This window comes from Faecalibacterium prausnitzii (assembly GCF_019967995.1).
GTDB lineage: Bacteria > Bacillota > Clostridia > Oscillospirales > Ruminococcaceae > Faecalibacterium > Faecalibacterium prausnitzii_E.
Genome location: NZ_CP065377.1, coordinates 318,984 through 339,172 on the forward strand (window position 1 = coordinate 318,984; position 20,189 = coordinate 339,172).

A 20,189-nucleotide genomic window follows, 5' to 3' on the forward strand; every position below is an offset into this window, starting at 1 on the left:
CGGAGGGGAGGACGGGCCGCTTATGGCTCGATGCCTCTTGCTTTGGCGCTGAACTCGCAGCCGCAGTAGTCCTGCCGGTAGAGGCCGTACTCTTCGGATAATTGCAGGCTGCGCAGATAGCCGTTGTGCTTTTTGAAGTCGGAGGGCAGGTGCTTTACGCCGAATTCGGCTTCGAGCGCCTGCCCGATCTCGTTGATCCGCCTGGCGTCCTTATGGGGGCTGATGGACAGGGTGGTGGTGAACCACGCAAAGCCGTGCTCCTGGGCGTACTGCGCGGCCCGGCGCATCCGCAGCCGGTAGCAGACTGTGCACCGGCTCCCACGCTCCGGCTCCTGTTCCAGACCGGCGACGGCGGAATAGAACTCCTGCGGGTCGTAGCGGTCTTCCACGACGGTCACGCCCAGCGGGTGGGCCGCCGCCACGAAACGCTCCAGCTCCTCGCCGCGGCGGTGGTATTCCGCAGCAGGCCAGGTGTTGGGGTTGTAGTAGAGCACGGTGATCTCGAAGTGCTCGCACAGCTGCTCCAGCACGGCGCTGGAACAGGGGCCGCAGCAGGCGTGGAGCAGGAGCTTCGGCCGGGCGGGGCCGAGCGTTTTCAACACTTCGTTCATCTGTTGTGCAAAATTCAACTGCTTTGACATAAAACGCATCCTTTGATATACTGATAAAATGATTGGATCGGTCTTCGTACAGCGTTTTCGGGACCCCGGACGAAGCCGTACCAGGGAACACGGTAGTTATTATAGCACACTTTTGAATAAAAGAGGAGAACTTCGATGACGAATGAAAAGATCGCCCGCATCAATGAGCTGGCGCGCAAGAGCAAGACCACCGGCCTGACCGAAGCCGAAAAGGCGGAGCAGCAGGCCCTTCGGCAGGAGTATGTGGCCGACGTCAAGGCCAGCCTGCGGGCCCAGTTGAACAACACCTCCATCCAGGAGCCGGACGGCACCATCCACAAGATTGGGAAAAAGAACTAAAAATGAAACGTCGGGTTTGTGCAAGAATTTGCGCAGACCCTCTTTTTTTGCCCGCCGAATCGTGCTATACTATACTTGTACTGTTATGACTGCTTGACAGTGCGGTACAAGATTCCCAAGGTGGCGTATCCCGCGCAAAGTGCGCGGAAAAGGCTGTCTTTTGAAAAGGATAAAGAGGTCATTTATTATGCTAACTGCAATTACGGGTATCAACTGGGGCGACGAGGGCAAGGGCCGCATGGTCGACCTGATCAGCCAGGAGTACGACATCGTTGCACGGTATCAGGGCGGCAACAACGCCGGCCACACCGTCAAGAACGAGCGCGGCAAGTTCGTGCTGAACCTGCTGCCCTCCGGCATCCTGCGCCCGGATGTTGTCTGCGTGATGGGCAATGGTATGGTCATCGACCCGCACCATCTGGACGGTGAGATCAACAAGCTGCGCGAGCAGGGCATCTCCATCACCCCCGAAAACCTGAAGATCTCCGACCGTGCGACCATCACCATGCCGTACCATGTGGCACAGGACGGCCTGGAAGAGGCCCGTCTGTCCAAGACCGGCGCACAGTTCGGCTCCACCAAGCGCGGCATTGCATACGCTTACGGCGATAAGTATATGAAGAAGACCCTGCGCATGGGCGACCTGCTGCATCTGGACGAGTCGGTGAAGAAGCGCCTCGTGACCATGGTCGATTCCAAGAATCTGGTCATGGAGGGCAGCTACAATGCCGAGCCCATCCGCGTGGATGAGATGTGGGCATGGCTGGAAAAGTATGCCGCCATCTTCAAGGATTACATCTGCGATGTGGGCCAGTACCTGGCCGATGCAGATGCCGCCGGGAAGAAGGTCCTGTTCGAGGCCCAGCTGGGCGCTCTGCGCGACATCGACTTCGGCATCTACCCCTACACCACCTCTTCCAACGTCATCGGTGCCTATGCACCCATCGGTGCCGGCATTCCGGGCCACAAGCTGACCAACTCCATTGGCGTCATGAAGGCTTACTCTTCCTGTGTCGGCGACGGCCCCTTTGCCGCTGAGCTGGCCATGACCGAAGAGGAAAAGCACGACCTGCGTGAGGCTGGCCACGAGTATGGCGCAGCCACTGGCCGTCCCCGCCGCGTCGGCCCCATCGACCTGGTGGCAAGCCGCTACGGTGTCTTCTGCCAGGGCTGCGACGAGGTCGCACTGACCCTGCTGGACGTGCTGGACTACATGGAGAAGATCCCCATGGTCACGGCCTACAAGCTGACCGACGGCACCACGACCACCCGCTTCCCCATGGGCGAGGCTCTGGATACCGCACAGCCCGTGGTGGAGTACCTGCCCGGCTGGCACTGCGACATCACCGCAGCCCGCAAGTGGGAAGATCTGCCCCAGGAAGCACAGGCCTATGTGGAGTACCTGGAAAAGGCTGTCGGCTGCAAGATCACTTATATTTCGGTCGGCGCAGAGCGCGAGGCATACATCCATCGCGCCTGACCCGCTCTGCCTTCCCGGACCGCAATCGAAAAGGAAGCGTCACTTATGTTTGATATCATTACAGACAGCGCCTGCGACCTGACCCCCGAAACGGCGGCCAGGCTGAACGTTGAGGTCATCCCCTTCTATGTCTCGCTGGACGGCGAGCACTACCGCAAAGAGGGCACGGAGATCGCGGTGCGGGACTTCTACCAGTTCATGGTGGACAATCCTTCGGCATACCCCAAGACCAGCCTGCCTTCGCTGGAAGACTTCGAGACGGCGTTCCGCGCCCATGCCGAGGCGGGCCGCCCGGTGCTCTGCCTCTGCTTCACCAGCAAAATGAGCGGCTGCGTGGGCAGCGCCCGCAATGCCCGTGAGCTGGTGCTGGAGGATTACCCGGACGCGAAGATCGAGGTCATGGACACTACGGCGGCGACCGTCACTGAGTCCATCGTGGTGGAAAATGCCGTGGCCATGCGCGACGGCGGCTGCACACTGGAACAGACCGTGGACTGGCTGAGCGCAGAGCGTGCGACGAACCAGATCTTCTTCACGGTGGGCAACCTCGACTACCTCATCAAAGGCGGACGCATCGGCAAGGTCACCGGCCGTGCGGCCAACATCCTGGGCATCAAGCCGATGATCCTTTTCAAGGAGGGCGAGATCTTCTCCGGCGGTGTGGCCCGTGGACGCCAGAAGAGCTTTGAAAAGGCGCTGGAACAGCTGATGGCTTACCTGGACGAGCGGAACGCGACCCCGGATGATTACTGCATCACCGTGGGCTATGGCTACGACGAGGAAGAAGGCAAGCGTCTGTGGATGCAGACCCGCGCTGCGCTCCGCGCCAAATATCCCACCAGCAAGTGCGAAGTCGGCCTGCTGCAGATCGGCTGCACCATTGCCGTCCATACTGGCCCCTATGCGCTGGGCATGGGCGTCATGCGCCGCTGGAAAAAGCAATAAAACGATAAAATGAAATCCCCGCTGTTTCATCTCGAAACGGCGGGGATTTTTTGTGTGCGGTTCAGGAGAGCCGCAGGCTGTCCAGCACGGCGTCCACAACATCCAACGGCACCTGACCGGGGGCGCTGGCGGTGCCGGGGTTGGCAAAGGTCATGGCCGAGCCGAAGGCCTCGCCGCACAGGCGGCTGACGGCGCCCAGCGCTCCCATACTCATGGTAATGACGGGTGTTTCGGGGTGGCGGTCGGCCATCTCGGCCGTCGCGGCCAGCAGCTCCAGCACATCGGTGCGGCAGGTGGGCATGACGGCCAGCTTGGGCAGGTCGGCCCCGGCCTGCTGCATCCGGAGCATCCGCTCCACGAGTTCAGCGCGGGGCGGCGTCTTCTGGAAATCGTGGCTGGAACAGACCACCTTTACCCCAGCGGCGTGGGCAGCTGCGATCCATTGGGGCAGGCGTTCCCCGGCAGAAAAGAACTCGATGTCCAGTAGGTCGGCGCAGCCGGAAGCACAGACGGCTGCGCAAAAGGCCGCGTACTGGTCGGTGGTCAGGGCCGCTTCGCCGCCCTCGGCCTGGGTGCGGAAGGTGACGAGCAGCAGCTTCTCGCCCAGCGCAGCCCGCAGCCCGCGCAGGCAGCGGCTCAGCGCGTCGGCGTCCAGTGAATCGGCGAACCAGTCGGCCCGCCATTCCACACAATCGGCGGAACTTGTGGAAAACGCAGCGGCTTTTTGCAGGATGGCGGCTTCGGTGCGCTCCACGATGGGGACGATGACCTTGGGGCGTCCCTCCCCGATGCAGCAGCGGCGGATGGTGATAGATGACATGGCAGACCCCTCTCTTTCCTTCTTATAATAGAGGGGCGCGGCGGGACTTGTCAAGTCCGCAGCGATTTGTTGGTTTCTTTTTGTGAAAATTGGCCCTTGTGGAACGCCGCGAAATCCAGTACAATAAACCCAGCGAAGGCAGAGCGGCCCACATCCGGGCGGCTCTGCTTTTTTGTAAGGGATAAGGATTTCTTTATATAGAACAGAGAAAGCAGAAAGCGCCTGTGCGGCCCAAACGCATGGACGCTTTTATTGCGTCAAAGAAGATGCGAGTTCCACGCAAAAAACTGGTAAAAAAGCCAAACCGAGAAAAAAGGGCAAAAAAGTTGAAAAAAGGGGTTGCCAAACGGGCGGGTGTATGGTATTATACTTGAGCGCCAAGCGCTGAGACAAAAGAATGACTTCCGAAGCCTCAGCTGAGAAGCGAGAGAAAAGAACCAATAGACGCTGAAAGATTCCAGTCAGTTCTGAGAAATCGGAAGCGATCCAAGTTCAGAACGTTCGAAACGCTTCGAAAAAAGTGCTTGACAAAAAATCACTTCTGTGATAAAATAATCAAGTCGTCAGCCGGTCGGCTGAGGCGCACAGGACCTTGAAAATTGAACAATATCGAAAAACTTGTAACGGAACCTATTTTCGTGTTGGAAAAACACGGTAAACAATTCCAAACAAAGTAATTCACACAGGACGCAAGCGATTGCGTGCTGAGCGAAAAAGATTTAACACTTTTTAAGTGATAAATATCATTTATAAAGAGTTTGATCCTGGCTCAGGACGAACGCTGGCGGCGCGCCTAACACATGCAAGTCGAACGAGCAAAGAGGAGCTTGCTTCTTTGAGCGAGTGGCGAACGGGTGAGTAACGCGTGAGGAACCTGCCTCAAAGAGGGGGACAACAGTTGGAAACGACTGCTAATACCGCATAAGCCCACAGGTCGGCATCGACCAGAGGGAAAAGGAGCAATCCGCTTTGAGATGGCCTCGCGTCCGATTAGCTAGTTGGTGAGGTAACGGCCCACCAAGGCGACGATCGGTAGCCGGACTGAGAGGTTGAACGGCCACATTGGGACTGAGACACGGCCCAGACTCCTACGGGAGGCAGCAGTGGGGAATATTGCACAATGGGGGAAACCCTGATGCAGCGACGCCGCGTGGAGGAAGAAGGTCTTCGGATTGTAAACTCCTGTTGTTGAGGAAGATAATGACGGTACTCAACAAGGAAGTGACGGCTAACTACGTGCCAGCAGCCGCGGTAAAACGTAGGTCACAAGCGTTGTCCGGAATTACTGGGTGTAAAGGGAGCGCAGGCGGGAAGACAAGTTGGAAGTGAAATCCATGGGCTCAACCCATGAACTGCTTTCAAAACTGTTTTTCTTGAGTAGTGCAGAGGTAGGCGGAATTCCCGGTGTAGCGGTGGAATGCGTAGATATCGGGAGGAACACCAGTGGCGAAGGCGGCCTACTGGGCACCAACTGACGCTGAGGCTCGAAAGTGTGGGTAGCAAACAGGATTAGATACCCTGGTAGTCCACACCGTAAACGATGATTACTAGGTGTTGGAGGATTGACCCCTTCAGTGCCGCAGTTAACACAATAAGTAATCCACCTGGGGAGTACGACCGCAAGGTTGAAACTCAAAGGAATTGACGGGGGCCCGCACAAGCAGTGGAGTATGTGGTTTAATTCGACGCAACGCGAAGAACCTTACCAAGTCTTGACATCCTGCGACGGACATAGAAATATGTCTTTCCTTCGGGACGCAGAGACAGGTGGTGCATGGTTGTCGTCAGCTCGTGTCGTGAGATGTTGGGTTAAGTCCCGCAACGAGCGCAACCCTTATGGTCAGTTACTACGCAAGAGGACTCTGGCCAGACTGCCGTTGACAAAACGGAGGAAGGTGGGGATGACGTCAAATCATCATGCCCTTTATGACTTGGGCTACACACGTACTACAATGGCGTTAAACAAAGAGAAGCAAGACCGCGAGGTGGAGCAAAACTCAGAAACAACGTCCCAGTTCGGACTGCAGGCTGCAACTCGCCTGCACGAAGTCGGAATTGCTAGTAATCGTGGATCAGCATGCCACGGTGAATACGTTCCCGGGCCTTGTACACACCGCCCGTCACACCATGAGAGCCGGGGGGACCCGAAGTCGGTAGTCTAACCGCAAGGAGGACGCCGCCGAAGGTAAAACTGGTGATTGGGGTGAAGTCGTAACAAGGTAGCCGTAGGAGAACCTGCGGCTGGATCACCTCCTTTCTAAGGAGTCAGGCAGGAAGAAAGCATCGAAGATGGTTTCTTCCTGGAACAGGTGACAGAGACAAGTAGAGTAGATATTGTTCGATTTTGAGGGCCCTGAAAAGGGGTTACTCAAAACCTTATGTGGGGGTTTAGCTCAGCTGGGAGAGCACCTGCTTTGCAAGCAGGGGGTCAAGGGTTCGATTCCCTTAATCTCCACCACATGGGCCAATAGCTCAGCTGGCTAGAGCACACGACTGATAATCGTGAGGTCGATGGTTCGAGTCCATTTTGGCCCACCATGTGATGAAAATCGAAGTTTCAGGAAACTGGGCTTTGAGGGACATCACCAAGACGTACCTTGAAAACTGAATAATAACTGCGAAACAAAGATTATAGTAAGTTCTTTTTAAGAAATATTACAATTTCAAAAGGAAGGGTAACATAATCTTCGTTGGCAAGAGAGAATCAAGAGGATACCAAATGTTCTTGAAAGAACGTTTGAAAGGTCAAGCGAACAAGGGCGCAGGGCGAATGCCTTGGCACTGGGAGCCGATGAAAGACGTGATAAGCTGCGATAAGCTTCGGGGAGCTGCAAATAAGCATTGATCCGGAGATTTCTGAATGAGGAAACTCACCTGGGTTCATACTCAGGTACGATCTACTGAACTTCAAAATAGGTAGATCGAGGGAACCGCCTGAACTGAAACATCTAAGTAGGGCGAGGAAGAGACATCAAACGAGATTCCGTAAGTAGTGGCGAGCGAACGCGGAAGAGGGCAAACCGGGAGTCGAAAGACTTCCGGGGTACGGACTGCATTTAAGACTTGAGTTGTTAACCGAACGGCATGGGAAGGCCGGTCAGAGAGTGTGAGAACCACGTAGGTGAAAATGACGAGAGCTGAGCAAGTTCCAGAGTACGGCCAGACACGTGAAACCTGGTCGGAAGATGGGGGGACCACCCTCCAACCCTAAATACTACCCAGTGACCGATAGCGTATAGTACTGTGAAGGAAAGGTGAAAAGCACCCCGGGAGGGGAGTGAAAAAGAACCTGAAACCCTGTGCCTACAAGCACCTAGAGCACGTCAAAGTGTGATAGGGTACTTTTTGTAGAACGGTCCGGCGAGCGATTGTATGCAGCAAGGTTAAGGTCTTCAGGACTGGAGCCGAAGCGAAAGCGAGTTTGAAAAGGGCGTTAAGTTGCATACAATGGGCCCGAAACCGGGTGACCTACCCATGGTCAGGTTGAAGTGGAAGTAAAATTCCATGGAGGACCGAACCGACCTCCGTTGAAAAGGCGGCGGATGAACTGTGGGTAGCGGAGAAATTCCAATCGAACCCGGAGATAGCTGGTTCTCCCCGAAATAGTTTTAGGACTAGCCTCAGGTTAGATATCTGGAGGTAAAGCACTGAATAGCCTAGCGGCCGAGAGGTTAGCGAAGCTTATCAAACTCAGAATGCCAGAATATTGATGCCTGGGAGTCAGACAGTGTCAGATAAATGTCATTGTCAAAAGGGAAACAGCCCAGATCTACAGCTAAGGTCCCAAAGTCAGGTTAAGTGGAAAACGATGTGAAGATACGCAGACAACCAGGATGTTGGCTCAGAAGCAGCCACTCATTCAAAGAGTGCGTAATAGCTCACTGGTCGAGCGTCTTTGCGCGGAGAATTTAACGGGGCTAAACCTGGCACCGAAGCTTAGGCAATGTAGTAATACGTTGGGTAGGGGAGCGTTGTATACGCGGCGAAACAGTAGCGCAAGCGGCTGTGGAGTGTATAGAAGTGAGAATGCCGGAATGAGTAGCGCGAATGCAGTGAGAATCTGCATGGCCGAAAGCCTCAGGTTTTTGGAGGAAGGTTCGTCCGCTCCAAGTTAGTCGGGAGCTAAGGTGAGGCCGAAAGGCGTAGCCGATGCACAGACGGTAGAGATTCCGTCACCACCAAAAGAGTTAAGCACAGGGACACATAAGAAGTCTCAGAGCCGGGTGTTGGTTCCGGTAGAGATCGAGGGAAAATAGTACCGAAGTCTGGGATGGAAGATGGCGAGAAAAGCTGTGTGGATTTCTGAGGTGCCCGTACCGCAAACCGACACAGGTAGGTAGGAAGAAGATTCTAAGGCCAACGGGAGAAGGGTTGTTAAGGAACTCGGCAAATTGACCCCGTAACTTCGGGAGAAGGGGTGCTCCAGAGATGGAGCCGCAGAGAATCGGCCCAAGCAACTGTTTACCAAAAACACAGGTTTGTGCTAAATCGAAAGATGACGTATACGAGCTGACGCCTGCCCGGTGCTGGAAGGTTAAGAGGAGATGTGCAAGCATTGAATCGAAGCCCCAGTGAACGGCGGCCGTAACTATAACGGTCCTAAGGTAGCGAAATTCCTTGTCAGGTAAGTTCTGACCCGCATGAAAGGCGTAATGATTTGGGCACTGTCTCAACAGCCCGCCCGGCGAAATTGTAGTACCGGTGAAGATGCCGGTTACCCGCGACAAGACGGAAAGACCCCATGGAGCTTTACTGTAGCCTAATATTGGGTTTCGATGTTGCATGCACAGGATAGATGGGACTCTGGGAAGTGATCGCTTTGGCGGTCATGGAGAGGACGTTGGGATACCATCCTTGCGATATTGGAATTCTAACCTGCGGCTCTGAATCGAGTCGGGGGACATTGTTAGGTGGGCAGTTTGACTGGGGCGGTCGCCTCCTAAAGAGTAACGGAGGCGTTCAAAGGTTCGCTCAGCTTGAACGGAAATCAAGCAAAAGAGTGCAAACGCAGAAGCGAGCCTAACTGCGAGACTGACGGGTCGAGCAGTAACGAAAGTTGGAGTTAGTGATCCGGTGGTATGTGAGTGGAAATGCCATCGCTCAACGGATAAAAGTTACCCTGGGGATAACAGGCTGATCTCCCCCAAGAGTCCACATCGACGGGGAGGTTTGGCACCTCGATGTCGGCTCATCGCATCCTGGGGCTGTATTCGGTCCCAAGGGTTTGGCTGTTCGCCAATTAAAGCGGTACGCGAGCTGGGTTCAGAACGTCGTGAGACAGTTCGGTCCCTATCTGTCGTGGGCGCAGGATATTTGATGGGAGCTGTCCCTAGTACGAGAGGACCGGGACGGACGTACCTCTGGCGCACCAGTTGTTCCGCCAGGAGCATAGCTGGGCAACTACGTACGGATCGGATAAACGCTGAAAGCATCTAAGCGTGAAGCCGACCCAAAGATAAGATATCCCACTGATTTGATCAGGTAAGATCCCTTGAAGACTACAAGGTTGATAGGCACGATGTGTAAGTGGAGTGATCCATTCAGCAAGTGTGTACTAATAGATCGAGGGCTTGACCACAATTCGCTTGAGACTCAAAGAGTCAACGAAAAAATGTTAGCAGTGATTATTCAGTTTTGAAGGCACGTCCTTCTAAAAACACTGGACAAACAGTAGACCGTATGGTATACTGAACCAGTCATATGGTCGGTGACGATGACGGTGAGGTCCCACCTGTTCCCATTCCGAACACAGTAGTTAAGCTCACTCGTGCCCAAGATAGTTAGCTGGAAACGGCTTGTGAAAATAGGTAGTCGCCGACTTGATCGAAACGCTCTGAGAGAAATCTTAGGGCGTTTTTTGTTGCACTTTGGAGCGAAAAATAGTATCATAAAAGGCAGAAACTTATAGTTTCTACAGATATTCCTGCTACACTGGATGCAGTACAAAGAGAGGAGTGTCTGTATGGAACAATTGATGAAAAAAGGGCTGGATGGGACTCGGCTCAAGACCGTCGCGCTGGTGCTGATGGTGTTGGATCACATCCATTATTTCTTTGAATTTACGGGCTGGGTGCCCACCTGGTTCAGTATGCTGGGGCGGCTCAGTGCGCCGCTGTTTCTGTTCTGCACGGTGGAGGGCTTCGCGCACACCCATGACCGGAAGCGCTACGTTCTCCGCATCTGGGCAATCGGAACGGCGATGGCGGCACTGGAATTTTTCATGATCTATGCCGGTGCCTTCCGGCGTGGAGACGGCTTTTATCCGCAGAATGCCATCTTTCAGGATCTTGTGCTGCTGTGCGTGGTCTGGCAGGGCATCGACTGGCTGCGCGAAAAGAAAATTGCAAAGGGCGCAGCAGCCATTGCAGCTGTGCTTTGCTGGCCCTATATGGTCGTGGCTTTTCTGCTGCTTTTCCCCCAAGTGCAGGATATGCCCATTGCCTCTGCGGTGGTGGCGTTCCTGATGACGAGTCCGCTGCCCATGTGGACGGCTGTCACAGACGGTAGCTGGGGCTTTTTGCTGGGTGGTGTGCTGCTGTATGCCCTGCGGGGGCATCGTCCGGTGCAGCTGGGCGTGTGGGCGCTGAATGCGCTTCTGTGGGATTTGGTGCTGCCCTTTGCGATGGTTCACGCTCAGGCAGATTTCGTCTGGACCCAGATGTTTACGGATTATTACGAGTGGTTCGGCGTAGGCGCTGTGGTGCTGATGCTGCTGTACAACGGCCAGCGGGGCAGCGGCCACAAGCAGCTGTTTTACTGGTTCTATCCGGCCCATATCTATCTTTTGTATGGGGCGTCCTGCCTGCTTTACAATGTGATGAGGTGATCGTGTGGCAAATATTCTGGCGGTGGATGACAACCCGGATCTGTGCGCCTTGCTGAGGACTGCCTTGGAGCGGGACGGCCACCGGGTGGAGACGCGCTGCTCCGGCAAAGAGATCACGGATGCCCTGTGCCGCTGGGCAGATTGCATCCTGCTGGATGTGATGATGCCAAACGAAAGCGGCTTTGCTGTCTGCCGCCGGATCCGGGAGCAGACGGATGCACCCATTTTGTTCCTGACGGCCCGGACCGATGAGGCATCCGTGCTGGAGGGGCTGGGCATTGGAGGAGATGACTACCTGACCAAGCCCTTCCGGGTGGGTGAACTGCGGGCGCGGGTCGCGGCCCATCTGCGGCGGCAGAATCGTGTTCCGGTGTACCGGATGGTGCGTAGCGGGGTGAGCTTTGATATGACGGGCAAATCGGCGTCCTACGCAGAAAAAGAACTGCCGCTGACCCGCTCGGAGTACGCTATCTGTGAGTATCTGGCGCTTCATGCCGGGCAGACCTTCACCAAGGAACAGATCTACGAAGCCGTGTTTGGCGTGGATGGAACAGCGGACGACACCGCTATCACCCAGCATATCAAAAACATCCGGGTCAAGCTGCGGGCCGCAGGGGCACCGGAGACGCTTTTGAAGACGGTGTGGGGAGTGGGCTATCAATGGAAAAGCGAAAACTGATCTCGCTGCGGGCCGTGCTGCTGGGGTATCTTGTGCAGACAGCGGTGAGCTGCATTGTGGCAGCGGTGCTTTGGCTCCTGCTGTTTTTTTTGTGCATCGACAGCGGATGGCTTCTTCCGGCCAACCGGGCGGCGCGGGTCTCGAACGAGGCAGTACAGAACATCCTGCCGTACCGGACGGCGAAAACATTTGACCCGGCTGAGCTGGACCCGCTGTGCCGGTATGTGCTGATTGATGCAGAGGGGAATACGGTGCTTGCCACCAACATGGACAGTTCCCATCTGCAAAAGGCAATGCGGGAGTGGACGGGGGATCTTCGCTGGGAGATTGGATACGAACAGTATTATCTGCGCGTGAGATTGCAGGACGGGACGGTTTGTCTGCTGCAATTTGACTACGCAGTGCCCTATGCAGACCCAACTCTGCGCGATACTCTGCCGGATGTGCAGACGATGCACTTGATCTTGGGCATTTTCCTGCTGGTGGGGGTGGTCGCGTGGAGCACCCACCGTTCCGGTGCGTTTCTGAGGCGGGAGACGGCTCGGCTGACGGAGGCGTCCCGGCAGGTGGCCGAAAAAAAGGGCATCGAGGACATCGACTTTACCGGGGCAAAGGTGCGGGAGTACGATGAGGCTCTGCGTGCGTTGCAGCTGATGGGCGAGGAACTGACCGACAGCCTGCAGGCCCAGTGGGAAATGGAGCACCGGCAGCGGGAGAGCATCATCCAGCTGTCTCACAAGCTGAAGACGCCGTTGACGGTCATTCAGGGCAATGCCGAACTTCTGGCCGAGGATGAGGGCATGACCGGGGAACAGAAGGCCCAGCTCGACGCCATCCTTCGCAGCACCGGAGAGACGCGGAATTATCTGACCCGCATCCGCGCTGAGGTGCAGACGCCCCTGAAATACAAGCAAAGACCATAACAACAGCCGTCCCGCCGCGTTGAGAGAACAACGCGGCGGGGCGGCTGTGTGGTATCGGAAAATGTTACTGCATGTTGGCCTTTTGGATCAGGCTGCGGATGTGGTGGGCCAGCATCTCGATGGCGGGGCCGTTCTCGCCGCCGTTGGGGATGATGATGTCGGCGTTGCGCTTGCTGGGCTCCACAAAGGCTTCGTGCATGGGCTTGACCGTGGTGCGGTACTGGGTGATGACGCTGTCCAGCGAGCGGCCGCGCTCCTTGACGTCCCGCAGGATGCGGCGGAGGATGCGCTCATCGGCGTCGGTGTCCACATAGATCTTGTAGTCGAACAGCTTGCAAAGCTCCGGCTCGGCCAGGGGCAGGATGCCCTCCACGATGAGGACGGGGGCCGGCTCGATGTGCTGCACCTCGCTGCTGCGGTTGAGGTCGGCGTAATCGTAGACCGGGCAGTCGATGGCGCGGCCTGCCTTCAGCTCCTGCAGGTGCTCGATGAGCAGGTCGTTGTCAAACGCGTCCGGATGGTCATAGTTCAGCTTGCAGCGCTCCGCAAAAGGAAGCTCGTCGTGGCGCTTGTAGTAGCTGTCGTGGGAGATTAGACGCACCTCGTCCTCCCCGAACCGTTCCTTGAGCCGGATGGCCAGTGTGGTCTTGCCGCTGCCCGAACCACCCGCGATGCCGATGATGAGATTGTTCATGCTCCAAAATCCTCCCGCCTGCCGATTTCGGTAGAAAAACCGGTCAAAATAAGTTATAATAGAAACACGGTATCTTACTGCCTATCATAACACAAAAACGCGGTTTTTGACAGAGCAAACCATGCTCTTGGAGGAAATTTGATGGAAAAAATTGTTTTGGCTCCCTACATTGACCAGACAGACCGCTGGGTGAACGGCTGCGAGAGCATCAGCGCGGTGATGCTGCTGCAGGCGATGGGCATCCGGATCGACCCGGACACCTTCATCGAGCGGGACCTGCCCCATGCTCCCTACTGGGAGCAGGATGGGAAACTCTACGGCCCGGACCCGTGGCAGGTCTACCCCGGTGACCCGCACGACCACACCGGCTACGGCTGCTATGCGCCCTGCATCGTCCGGGCGCTGAACAGTGCGCTGGAACACGAGGGCGCGGCCGGGCAGTTCGAGGTGGTGGACGAGAGCGGCAAGACGGCGGCGGAACTCTGCCGGTACATCGACGCCGGGATGCCGGTGGTGTTCTGGGCGACCCTGGACTTTCAGCCCGTGCCCGAACAGCGGGACCACTGGCTGCTGGCCGACGGCACCGACTTTGCCTGGAAGTGCAACGAGCACTGCCTGCTGCTGGTGGGCTACGATGCCGAGCATTACTGGTTCAATGACCCATGGCACGATCACGGTCTCTGCTGCCAGCCCAAGGCGCTGGTGGAGGCCTGCCATGCCGCGCAGGGAATGTTCGCTGTGACCCTGCGCAGGAGGTGAGCTGCCATGCAGAAGGACGAATTGAAACAAAATGTCAAAAACTACGCCCAGAAGTTTGAGGACGGCGGCCTCCGGCTGCTGAAAAAGGGCCAGAAGGGGGTCATTCACGCCATCTTCAGCCGGTTCGGGCTGGTGCTGCTGCTCCTGCTGCTTCAGGTGGGGCTGCTGGTCAGCATCTTCCGCTGGTTCGGCAATCTGTGGCCCCACTACTTCGGCGGCAGCGTGGCCGTCACGGCGGTCATGGTCCTCTATCTGCTGAACAGCAAGATGGACAACAGTGCAAAGATCACCTGGATGGTGGTCATTGCGCTCTTTCCGGTGGTGGGTGTGCCGCTGTTCTTCTATGTGAAGAGCAACTTCGGCCACAACATCCTGCGCAAACGGCTGCTGGAACTGGAAGATGTGCTGCGCACCCAGCTGCCGCAAAACCGATCGGTCGTCCAGAAGCTGGAAGCGTCCGAACCCGGCGCGGCGTCGCTGGCGACCTATCTGTATGGGAGGGGCGGCGGCTTCCCGGTGTATGAGAACACCGCCATGACCTATTTCCCCAGCGGCGAGGCCAAGTTCGAGGAATTGCTGCGCCAGTTGGAAACGGCAGAAAAGTACATCTTCGTCGAATACTTCATCATCGACGAGGGGCTGTTCTGGGGCCGGGTGCTGGAAGTGCTGGCCCGCAAGGCCGCAGCGGGGGTGGACGTCCGGGTAATGTACGACGGCACCTGCGAGTTTTCGACCCTGCCGCGCGATTACCCCCGGCGGCTGGAAGCGCTTGGCATCCAGTGCAAGGTGTTCAGCCCGGTGCAGCCGTTCGTCTCTACCCACTACAATTACCGCGACCACCGGAAGATCCTGGTCATCGACGGGCGGGTGGGCTTTACCGGCGGCGTGAACCTGGCCGATGAGTACATCAACCAGGTGGAAAAGTATGGCCGCTGGAAGGATGCCGCTATCATGCTGGAGGGCGAGGCGGTCCGCTCGCTGACCGCGCTGTTTTTGCAGATGTGGTGCATCCTGAAGGAGCCGGAGTTCGACGCCTTTCTGGCCGAGCCCATCCCGGTGCCGGAAAATGCCGGAGGCACGGCGGCTCCCTATGGGGACTGCCCGCTGGATGGTGAGCGGGTGGGCGAGATGGTCTACATCGACCTGCTCAACCGGGCGCGGCGGTACATCCACATCATGACGCCCTATCTGATTTTAGACGGCGAGCTGGAAACGGCCCTGAAGTTTGCCGCCGAGCGCGGTGTGGACGTCCACCTCATCCTGCCGGGCATCGCGGACAAAAAGTTTGCGAACTCGCTGGCCAAGACCCATTATTCGTCCCTGCTGGATTCGGGGGTGAAGATCAGCGAGTGGACGCCGGGCTTTGTTCATGCAAAGGTCTTTGTCGTGGACGACCGGGAGGCCGTGGTGGGCACCATCAACCTCGATTACCGCAGCCTGTACCACCACTTTGAAGATGCGGTCTGGCTGACGGATGCCCCCTGCATCCGGGACATCGAGGCGGATTTTCAGGCGACGCTGGAACAGTGCCGCACTGTGGAAAACGACCCCAGAAGCATCTGGCAGGGGCGGTGGCTGTTCCGTGCGCTGGGCATGCTGCTCAAAGTGCTGGCACCGCTGCTGTAAAAAAGAAACAAAAAACGAGGCTGTCCGCGGGATACGGGCAGCCTCGTTTTTGCTTAGTTGAGTGCAGTCAGTGCCTTGACACAGGCGTCAAAGCGCTCCTGCGGGAGGGTCTGGGTGAAGAGCTGGAACTTCTTCAGCGTCAGGGCGCGGCAGTCGGGATAGTTCTGGACAAGTTCGACCAGCTCCGGCAGATGCTCTGCCAGCAGCGGGGCGCTGGCGGGGTCATCCAGCAGCTTGCCGATCCGCATGTCCGGGCCATACTCCGTGGCCTCTGCGGGCTGGGGCACAAGCTCGTCATGCCGGAAGATGTGTTCCAGAAAGCGCAGGGCCATCGGGAACCAGTGGGCGAGATCCGGGTTCTCATAGCTGCGGGGCGCGGTGACGTTGAGGGTGCCCAGCGAAGCACCGTGGTCGCCGTAGGAGAAGATGTGGATCTCATAGGGGGTGTGCAGCGCCGCCAGGCGGGAGGCAAAGTCCAGCGAATTCGAGGCGGGCACGAGCCGGTCGCCCTGGGTCGCGAACAGGAAGGAAGGCGGCGTCTGGGCGTCGATGTGGTTCAGCACATTGGGCATCTGGACGCCCATGGCGACACCGTCCGCGGCGTAGACGCCGTAGCCCAGCAGCAGGGCGGCGGGGCGGATGCGGCCCATGGTGCCCAATGCACCGGTCAGGTGGGCACCGGCGGAAAAGCCCAGCACGGCGATCTTGTCCGGGTCGATGTGGAGTTCTTCCGCGTGGTCATGCAGGTAGATGAGCGACTCCTCCGCCTCGGCCAGCGCATTGTCGAACACCTCGGCACCGGGGCAGCTGGTGCTGACGGTATACCGCAGCACGAAAGCGTTGTAACCGGCATTCAGAAAGGCCAGCGCCACTGGCTCGGCCTCGCGGTCGGTGCAGTAGGCATAGCCGCCGCCGGGGCAGATGAGGACGGCGGGACAGACATTCAGATTGGGCAGGGCGCTGCTGGTCTGCTGGACATAGCCGGTCAGGGTGGCGCTGCGCCGTCCGACGGGATGGGTGAACTGATTCATAGTGGGTACCTCCGTTTGATTTTATTGATACTGCTTTTCCAGCGAGAAACCGCGCCCGCTGACTTCGGTGACGCGGCTGACGATGAGAAAGCATTCCGGGTCGATGGAATGAACGAGCTTTTCGAGCTTGGGCAGCTCCCGGTTGGATACGACGCTGAGCAGCACCTCAGTAGGCTCGTGGGTGTAGCCGCCTTCGCCGTGCAGAATGGTCACGCCCCGGTCGATCTGTTCCAGAATGGCATCCAGGATCTCGTCCGACCGGGCGCTGACGATCTTGACCTGGGTGCGGCTGTCGCCCAGAAGGAGCATCTTGTCCATGACGATGGTGTGCAGGATGACCATCACGATGCCGTAGAGCACCTGTTCCGGCGGGCTGAAGAGCGCCTGCACCAGCAGGATGGCGATGTCGAAGACCATCATCGTGAGAGACACCGGCAGGCGGAACCATTTCTGGAGCACCAGCGGCGGGATGTCCATGCCGCCGGTGGAAGCACCGGCCCGAATGACCAGCCCCAGTGCCACGCCGATGCCCAGCCCCGCGAAGACCGTGCATAGGAAGATGTCCTCGGTGAGGACGCGGTCGGCCAGAAGCCGTTCCCACAGCGCCAGAAAAACGGGGCTGAGGATGCTGCTGGCCAGCGTGTTCAGCGCAAAGGCGCGGCCCAGAACGGCCCAGCCCCAGACCAGCATGGCCAGGTTGAACACCAGCAGAAAGCCGGAGACGGACAGGCCCGTGAGCCGCCCGAAGGCCAGCGCGATGCCGGTGGCACCGCCGGTCACGAGCCCGGCAGGCTCCAGAAATAAGGCGACCGTCAGCGCGTAGAGCGCGTTGCCAAGGACGATGACAAGGCTGTTCCAGAAGAGCTGGCGGCGATGCGTGTGGTTCATAGAAGATCCCTCCTTTCTCCTATGATACAGGATAAATATGAAAAAATCCACGTCTGCGATGCAATAAGATGCAATAACAAGAAGAACGGCACCCACCGGGTGCCGTTTTTCTTGTTATGATCATGATTCTTCCTCCAGAAGCCGCAGGCCCGCCGTATCGGTGACGGGCAGGGAGAAGACGATGGCCCCGGCTTTGGGGTCGGCCTTGCGCATGATAGCGTTCATGATCTGGTTTTTCTGGGCGGTGTGGGAGACGATGAGGACCAGCTCCTTTTCGTTGACCAGCTCCACCCCCATGAAGTGGGCGGCCCCCTCCATGCCGGTGCCCTTGGCGTGGATGACGGTGCCGCCGCCGGCTCCCTCGGCGCGGGCCGCATCCATGATGGAACCGGTGTGGCCCTGGTTGGCGATGACGAGCAGCAGCTCATAGCGGGTATCTTTCAAGGTGCTCTCCTCCTCTGCGGTGAAGGTCTGGTGTTCGGTCAGGAATTGCAGGGCGCGCTTGCCGCCGATGCTGCTGACCGGCACGATGAAGGCGATGCCGGTGCCGGGCACATCGATCTGCAGCTTGCGGCGCAGGCCCTTCTGGAGCCTGGGCCAGGTGTCGGCAGTGATCATGGCAAAGAGGACGGCTTTCTCGGTCTTTTCCAGGCCGAGGGTGGAAAGCGTCTCCTGCACGGCGGTGCCGGAGCCGACGGTGCGCAGGCTGACCGTGACGCCGAACTCGGCATACAGAGCCAGAAAGGCGTCGGTGGAGCGGCGGTCGGTGATGGTGACCAGCCAGTAAAGTGAATTCACGCAAAGACCTCCTTACAGCTCGATGATGGCGTCATCCGGCAGGTCGGCAAAAGCCAGCGCGGGGGTGGTGTGCACCGGCTGTGCGCTGCGGGCGCGGCGCTGCTTGAGCTGCGCCATCAGGCCCATGAGCTGCACGGTGATGAGGGGCGTCATGGCGACCATGGCCACCACGCCGAACGCATCGGTGACGATGTTGCCGCCCACCGCCGCGCAGGCACCCTGCGCCAGCGGCAGCAGGAAGGTGGCCGTCATGGGGCCGGAGGCAACGCCGCCCGCGTCGAACGCGATGGCGGTGTAGAGCTTGGGCACCACGAACGAGATGCCGATGGCGAACGCATAGCCGGGGATGAGGAACCACAGGATGGAAATCCCGGTGAGCACCCGCACCATGGCGAGGCCGACCGAGAGGGAGACACCGGCCGAGAGGGCCGCGCCCATCGTCCCGGCGGAGATGGCACCGTCGGTGACTTCCTCGACCTGCTTGTTCAGGACGTAGACCGCCGGCTCGGCCTTGACGATGAAGTAGCCGATGAGCATCCCGATGGGGACGAGGAGCCAGCGGAAGGTCTGCCCGGCCAGCACCTGGCCCAGATAATTACCCGCTGGCATAAAGCCGACGTTTGCTCCGGTAAGGAAAAACACAAGACCGATGTACGTATAGGCCAGGCCCACGCCGATGCGGCCCAGCGTCCGGCGGTCGAGTTTGAGGGCCACCAGCTGGAAGACACCGAACATCAGCACGATGGGCAGCAGCGAGGTGGCGATCTCTTTGAAGTAAGTGGGCAGGCTGACATGGAACAGCTGCCACAGCTCCACCGAGTCGCCCACATCGGGCAGGATGGGCGGGACGTAGGCGCTGTCGCTGGCCCGGAACAGGATGCCCAGCAGCAGAACGGCCAGGATGGGGCCGACCGAACAGAGGGCCACGAGGCCGAAGCTGTCGTCCGCCGCGTGGCGGTCGCTTCGGATGGCGGCCACACCGACACCCAGCGCCATGATGAAGGGCACCGTGATGGGGCCGGTGGTCACGCCGCCGGAGTCAAAGGCGACGGCCAGGAACTCTTTGGGCACGAAGGCCGCCAGCACGAAGATCAGCCCATAGAACACGACGAGGAGCTTGGGCAGCGCGATGCCAAGCAGCATGCGCAGGAAGGCCACGACGAGGAAGAAGCCCACGCCCGCCGCGACCGAGAGGATGAGCGTCATGTTGGGGATGGAGGGGACCTGGTTGGCCAGGACCTGCAAGTCCGGCTCGGAGATGGTGATGAGGAAGCCCAGCGCAAAACCTACCCCGATGATGAGGGGGACGCTGCGGCTCCGGGTCAGCACCGCGCCCACCCGCTCGCCCATGGGGCTCATGCTCATCTCGGCACCCAGGGTAAAGAACATGATGCCCACGATGATCATGGCCGCACCCAGCAGAAAGCAGAGCAGGATGCTGGGGGAGACCGGCGCGATGGAAAAGCAGAGCACCAGCACGATCGCCACGATGGGCAGCACGGCCTGCAGTGCTTCGAGCAGTTTTTCCCGCAGTTTGGGAAGCGAACCTTTGCGTATAGTGTCCACCGACCTTTCTGGACCTGTTTTGCGTCGGAATGACAAAAACAGGTATCCTCTTTGGAATAATCACACTGTGATTTATCTCTAGTATACAAGAAATGACGATGCAGGGCAACTAAGAATTGGCTAAGAATGTAAAAGGCTCCGAATATTTACAGATCCGACATAAAAAGCCAGCCC

At 58.0% G+C, this 20,189-nt stretch carries 15 protein-coding genes, 2 tRNA genes and 3 rRNA genes; 13 read left to right on the forward strand and 7 right to left on the reverse strand.

The genetic code is table 11. From position 1 onward, the window contains the following. Positions 1–20: 20 nt before the first annotated feature. The gene (locus I5P96_RS01580) at positions 21–641 is read right to left on the reverse strand and encodes an epoxyqueuosine reductase QueH (protein WP_411703368.1); all 621 of its coding nucleotides are present in this window, start codon (positions 639–641) and stop codon (positions 21–23) included. Between the two features lie 135 nt (positions 642–776). Here I5P96_RS01580 and I5P96_RS01585 point away from each other — a divergent pair, with 135 nt between their 5' ends. The 3 genes from I5P96_RS01585 to I5P96_RS01595 all read left to right on the forward strand — a co-directional run bounded on the left by I5P96_RS01585 (position 777) and on the right by I5P96_RS01595 (position 3,405). Further along, positions 777–980 (forward strand): DUF896 domain-containing protein, encoded by a 204-nt coding sequence (locus I5P96_RS01585; RefSeq protein ID WP_097791847.1) that lies wholly within the window; start codon positions 777–779, stop codon positions 978–980. A gap of 187 nt (positions 981–1,167) precedes the next feature. Beyond that, on the forward strand, positions 1,168–2,460 hold the full coding sequence (locus I5P96_RS01590; RefSeq protein ID WP_223382851.1) for an adenylosuccinate synthase: 1,293 nt from the start codon (positions 1,168–1,170) through the stop codon (positions 2,458–2,460). Between the two features lie 45 nt (positions 2,461–2,505). Next, positions 2,506–3,405: a DegV family protein gene (locus I5P96_RS01595; protein ID WP_223382852.1), complete on the forward strand. Its 900-nt coding sequence runs from the start codon at positions 2,506–2,508 to the stop codon at positions 3,403–3,405. A gap of 61 nt (positions 3,406–3,466) precedes the next feature. Here the strand turns inward: I5P96_RS01595 and aroD are convergent, their stop codons facing one another. Then, a complete protein-coding gene (aroD, locus tag I5P96_RS01600; protein WP_223382853.1) occupies positions 3,467–4,225 on the reverse strand; it encodes a type I 3-dehydroquinate dehydratase in 759 nt (252 codons plus the stop codon). A gap of 746 nt (positions 4,226–4,971) precedes the next feature. Between aroD and I5P96_RS01605 the strand changes: the two genes are divergently transcribed. The 8 genes from I5P96_RS01605 to I5P96_RS01640 all read left to right on the forward strand — a co-directional run bounded on the left by I5P96_RS01605 (position 4,972) and on the right by I5P96_RS01640 (position 12,653). Further along, a 16S ribosomal RNA gene (locus I5P96_RS01605) occupies positions 4,972–6,482 on the forward strand. Positions 6,483–6,607: 125 nt separating this feature from the next. Further along, a tRNA-Ala gene (locus I5P96_RS01610) sits at positions 6,608–6,683 on the forward strand. A gap of 3 nt (positions 6,684–6,686) precedes the next feature. Then, positions 6,687–6,763: transfer RNA gene (locus I5P96_RS01615), tRNA-Ile, on the forward strand. Positions 6,764–6,968: 205 nt separating this feature from the next. Beyond that, positions 6,969–9,803 (forward strand): 23S ribosomal RNA (locus tag I5P96_RS01620). Between the two features lie 125 nt (positions 9,804–9,928). After that, positions 9,929–10,045, forward strand: a 5S ribosomal RNA gene (rrf, locus tag I5P96_RS01625). The 16S, 23S and 5S rRNA genes sit together here with 2 tRNA genes alongside, the layout of an rRNA operon. Positions 10,046–10,187: 142 nt before the next feature. Beyond that, positions 10,188–11,051 carry a TraX family protein gene (locus tag I5P96_RS01630; protein ID WP_223382854.1) on the forward strand — a complete coding sequence of 288 codons (864 nt, stop codon included), beginning with the start codon at positions 10,188–10,190 and terminating at the stop codon, positions 11,049–11,051. A 4-nt stretch (positions 11,052–11,055) separates the two neighbouring features. Next, positions 11,056–11,730 carry a response regulator transcription factor gene (locus I5P96_RS01635; protein ID WP_223382855.1) on the forward strand — a complete coding sequence of 225 codons (675 nt, stop codon included), beginning with the start codon at positions 11,056–11,058 and terminating at the stop codon, positions 11,728–11,730. Next, positions 11,712–12,653 carry a histidine kinase dimerization/phospho-acceptor domain-containing protein gene (locus I5P96_RS01640; RefSeq protein WP_223382856.1) on the forward strand — a complete coding sequence of 314 codons (942 nt, stop codon included), beginning with the start codon at positions 11,712–11,714 and terminating at the stop codon, positions 12,651–12,653. The genes I5P96_RS01635 and I5P96_RS01640 overlap by 19 nt, the downstream gene beginning before the upstream one ends. 64 nt (positions 12,654–12,717) lie before the next feature. On the opposite strand, the gene udk is transcribed toward I5P96_RS01640, so the two are convergent. Further along, positions 12,718–13,347 carry a uridine kinase gene (gene udk / locus I5P96_RS01645; RefSeq protein ID WP_223382857.1) on the reverse strand — a complete coding sequence of 210 codons (630 nt, stop codon included), beginning with the start codon at positions 13,345–13,347 and terminating at the stop codon, positions 12,718–12,720. Between the two features lie 141 nt (positions 13,348–13,488). On the opposite strand from udk, the gene I5P96_RS01650 reads away from it, so the two are divergent. Then, complete coding sequence (locus tag I5P96_RS01650) at positions 13,489–14,106, forward strand: C39 family peptidase (protein WP_223382858.1); 618 nt, start codon at positions 13,489–13,491, stop codon at positions 14,104–14,106. A 6-nt stretch (positions 14,107–14,112) separates the two neighbouring features. Next, positions 14,113–15,732 (forward strand): phospholipase D-like domain-containing protein, encoded by a 1,620-nt coding sequence (locus tag I5P96_RS01655; RefSeq protein WP_223382859.1) that lies wholly within the window; start codon positions 14,113–14,115, stop codon positions 15,730–15,732. A 53-nt stretch (positions 15,733–15,785) separates the two neighbouring features. Here I5P96_RS01655 and I5P96_RS01660 read toward each other — a convergent pair whose 3' ends face one another. The 4 genes from I5P96_RS01660 to I5P96_RS01675 form a co-directional block, all read right to left on the reverse strand. Then, positions 15,786–16,763 carry an alpha/beta hydrolase gene (locus I5P96_RS01660; protein ID WP_223382860.1) on the reverse strand — a complete coding sequence of 326 codons (978 nt, stop codon included), beginning with the start codon at positions 16,761–16,763 and terminating at the stop codon, positions 15,786–15,788. Between the two features lie 21 nt (positions 16,764–16,784). Beyond that, complete coding sequence (locus I5P96_RS01665) at positions 16,785–17,651, reverse strand: YitT family protein (RefSeq protein ID WP_223382861.1); 867 nt, start codon at positions 17,649–17,651, stop codon at positions 16,785–16,787. A gap of 120 nt (positions 17,652–17,771) precedes the next feature. Further along, positions 17,772–18,449, reverse strand: a complete 678-nt coding sequence (locus tag I5P96_RS01670) for a P-II family nitrogen regulator (RefSeq protein ID WP_223382862.1) — start codon at positions 18,447–18,449, stop codon at positions 17,772–17,774. A gap of 12 nt (positions 18,450–18,461) precedes the next feature. Further along, on the reverse strand, positions 18,462–20,015 hold the full coding sequence (locus I5P96_RS01675) for a DUF1538 domain-containing protein (protein WP_223382863.1): 1,554 nt from the start codon (positions 20,013–20,015) through the stop codon (positions 18,462–18,464). Positions 20,016–20,189: the final 174 nt, after the last annotated feature.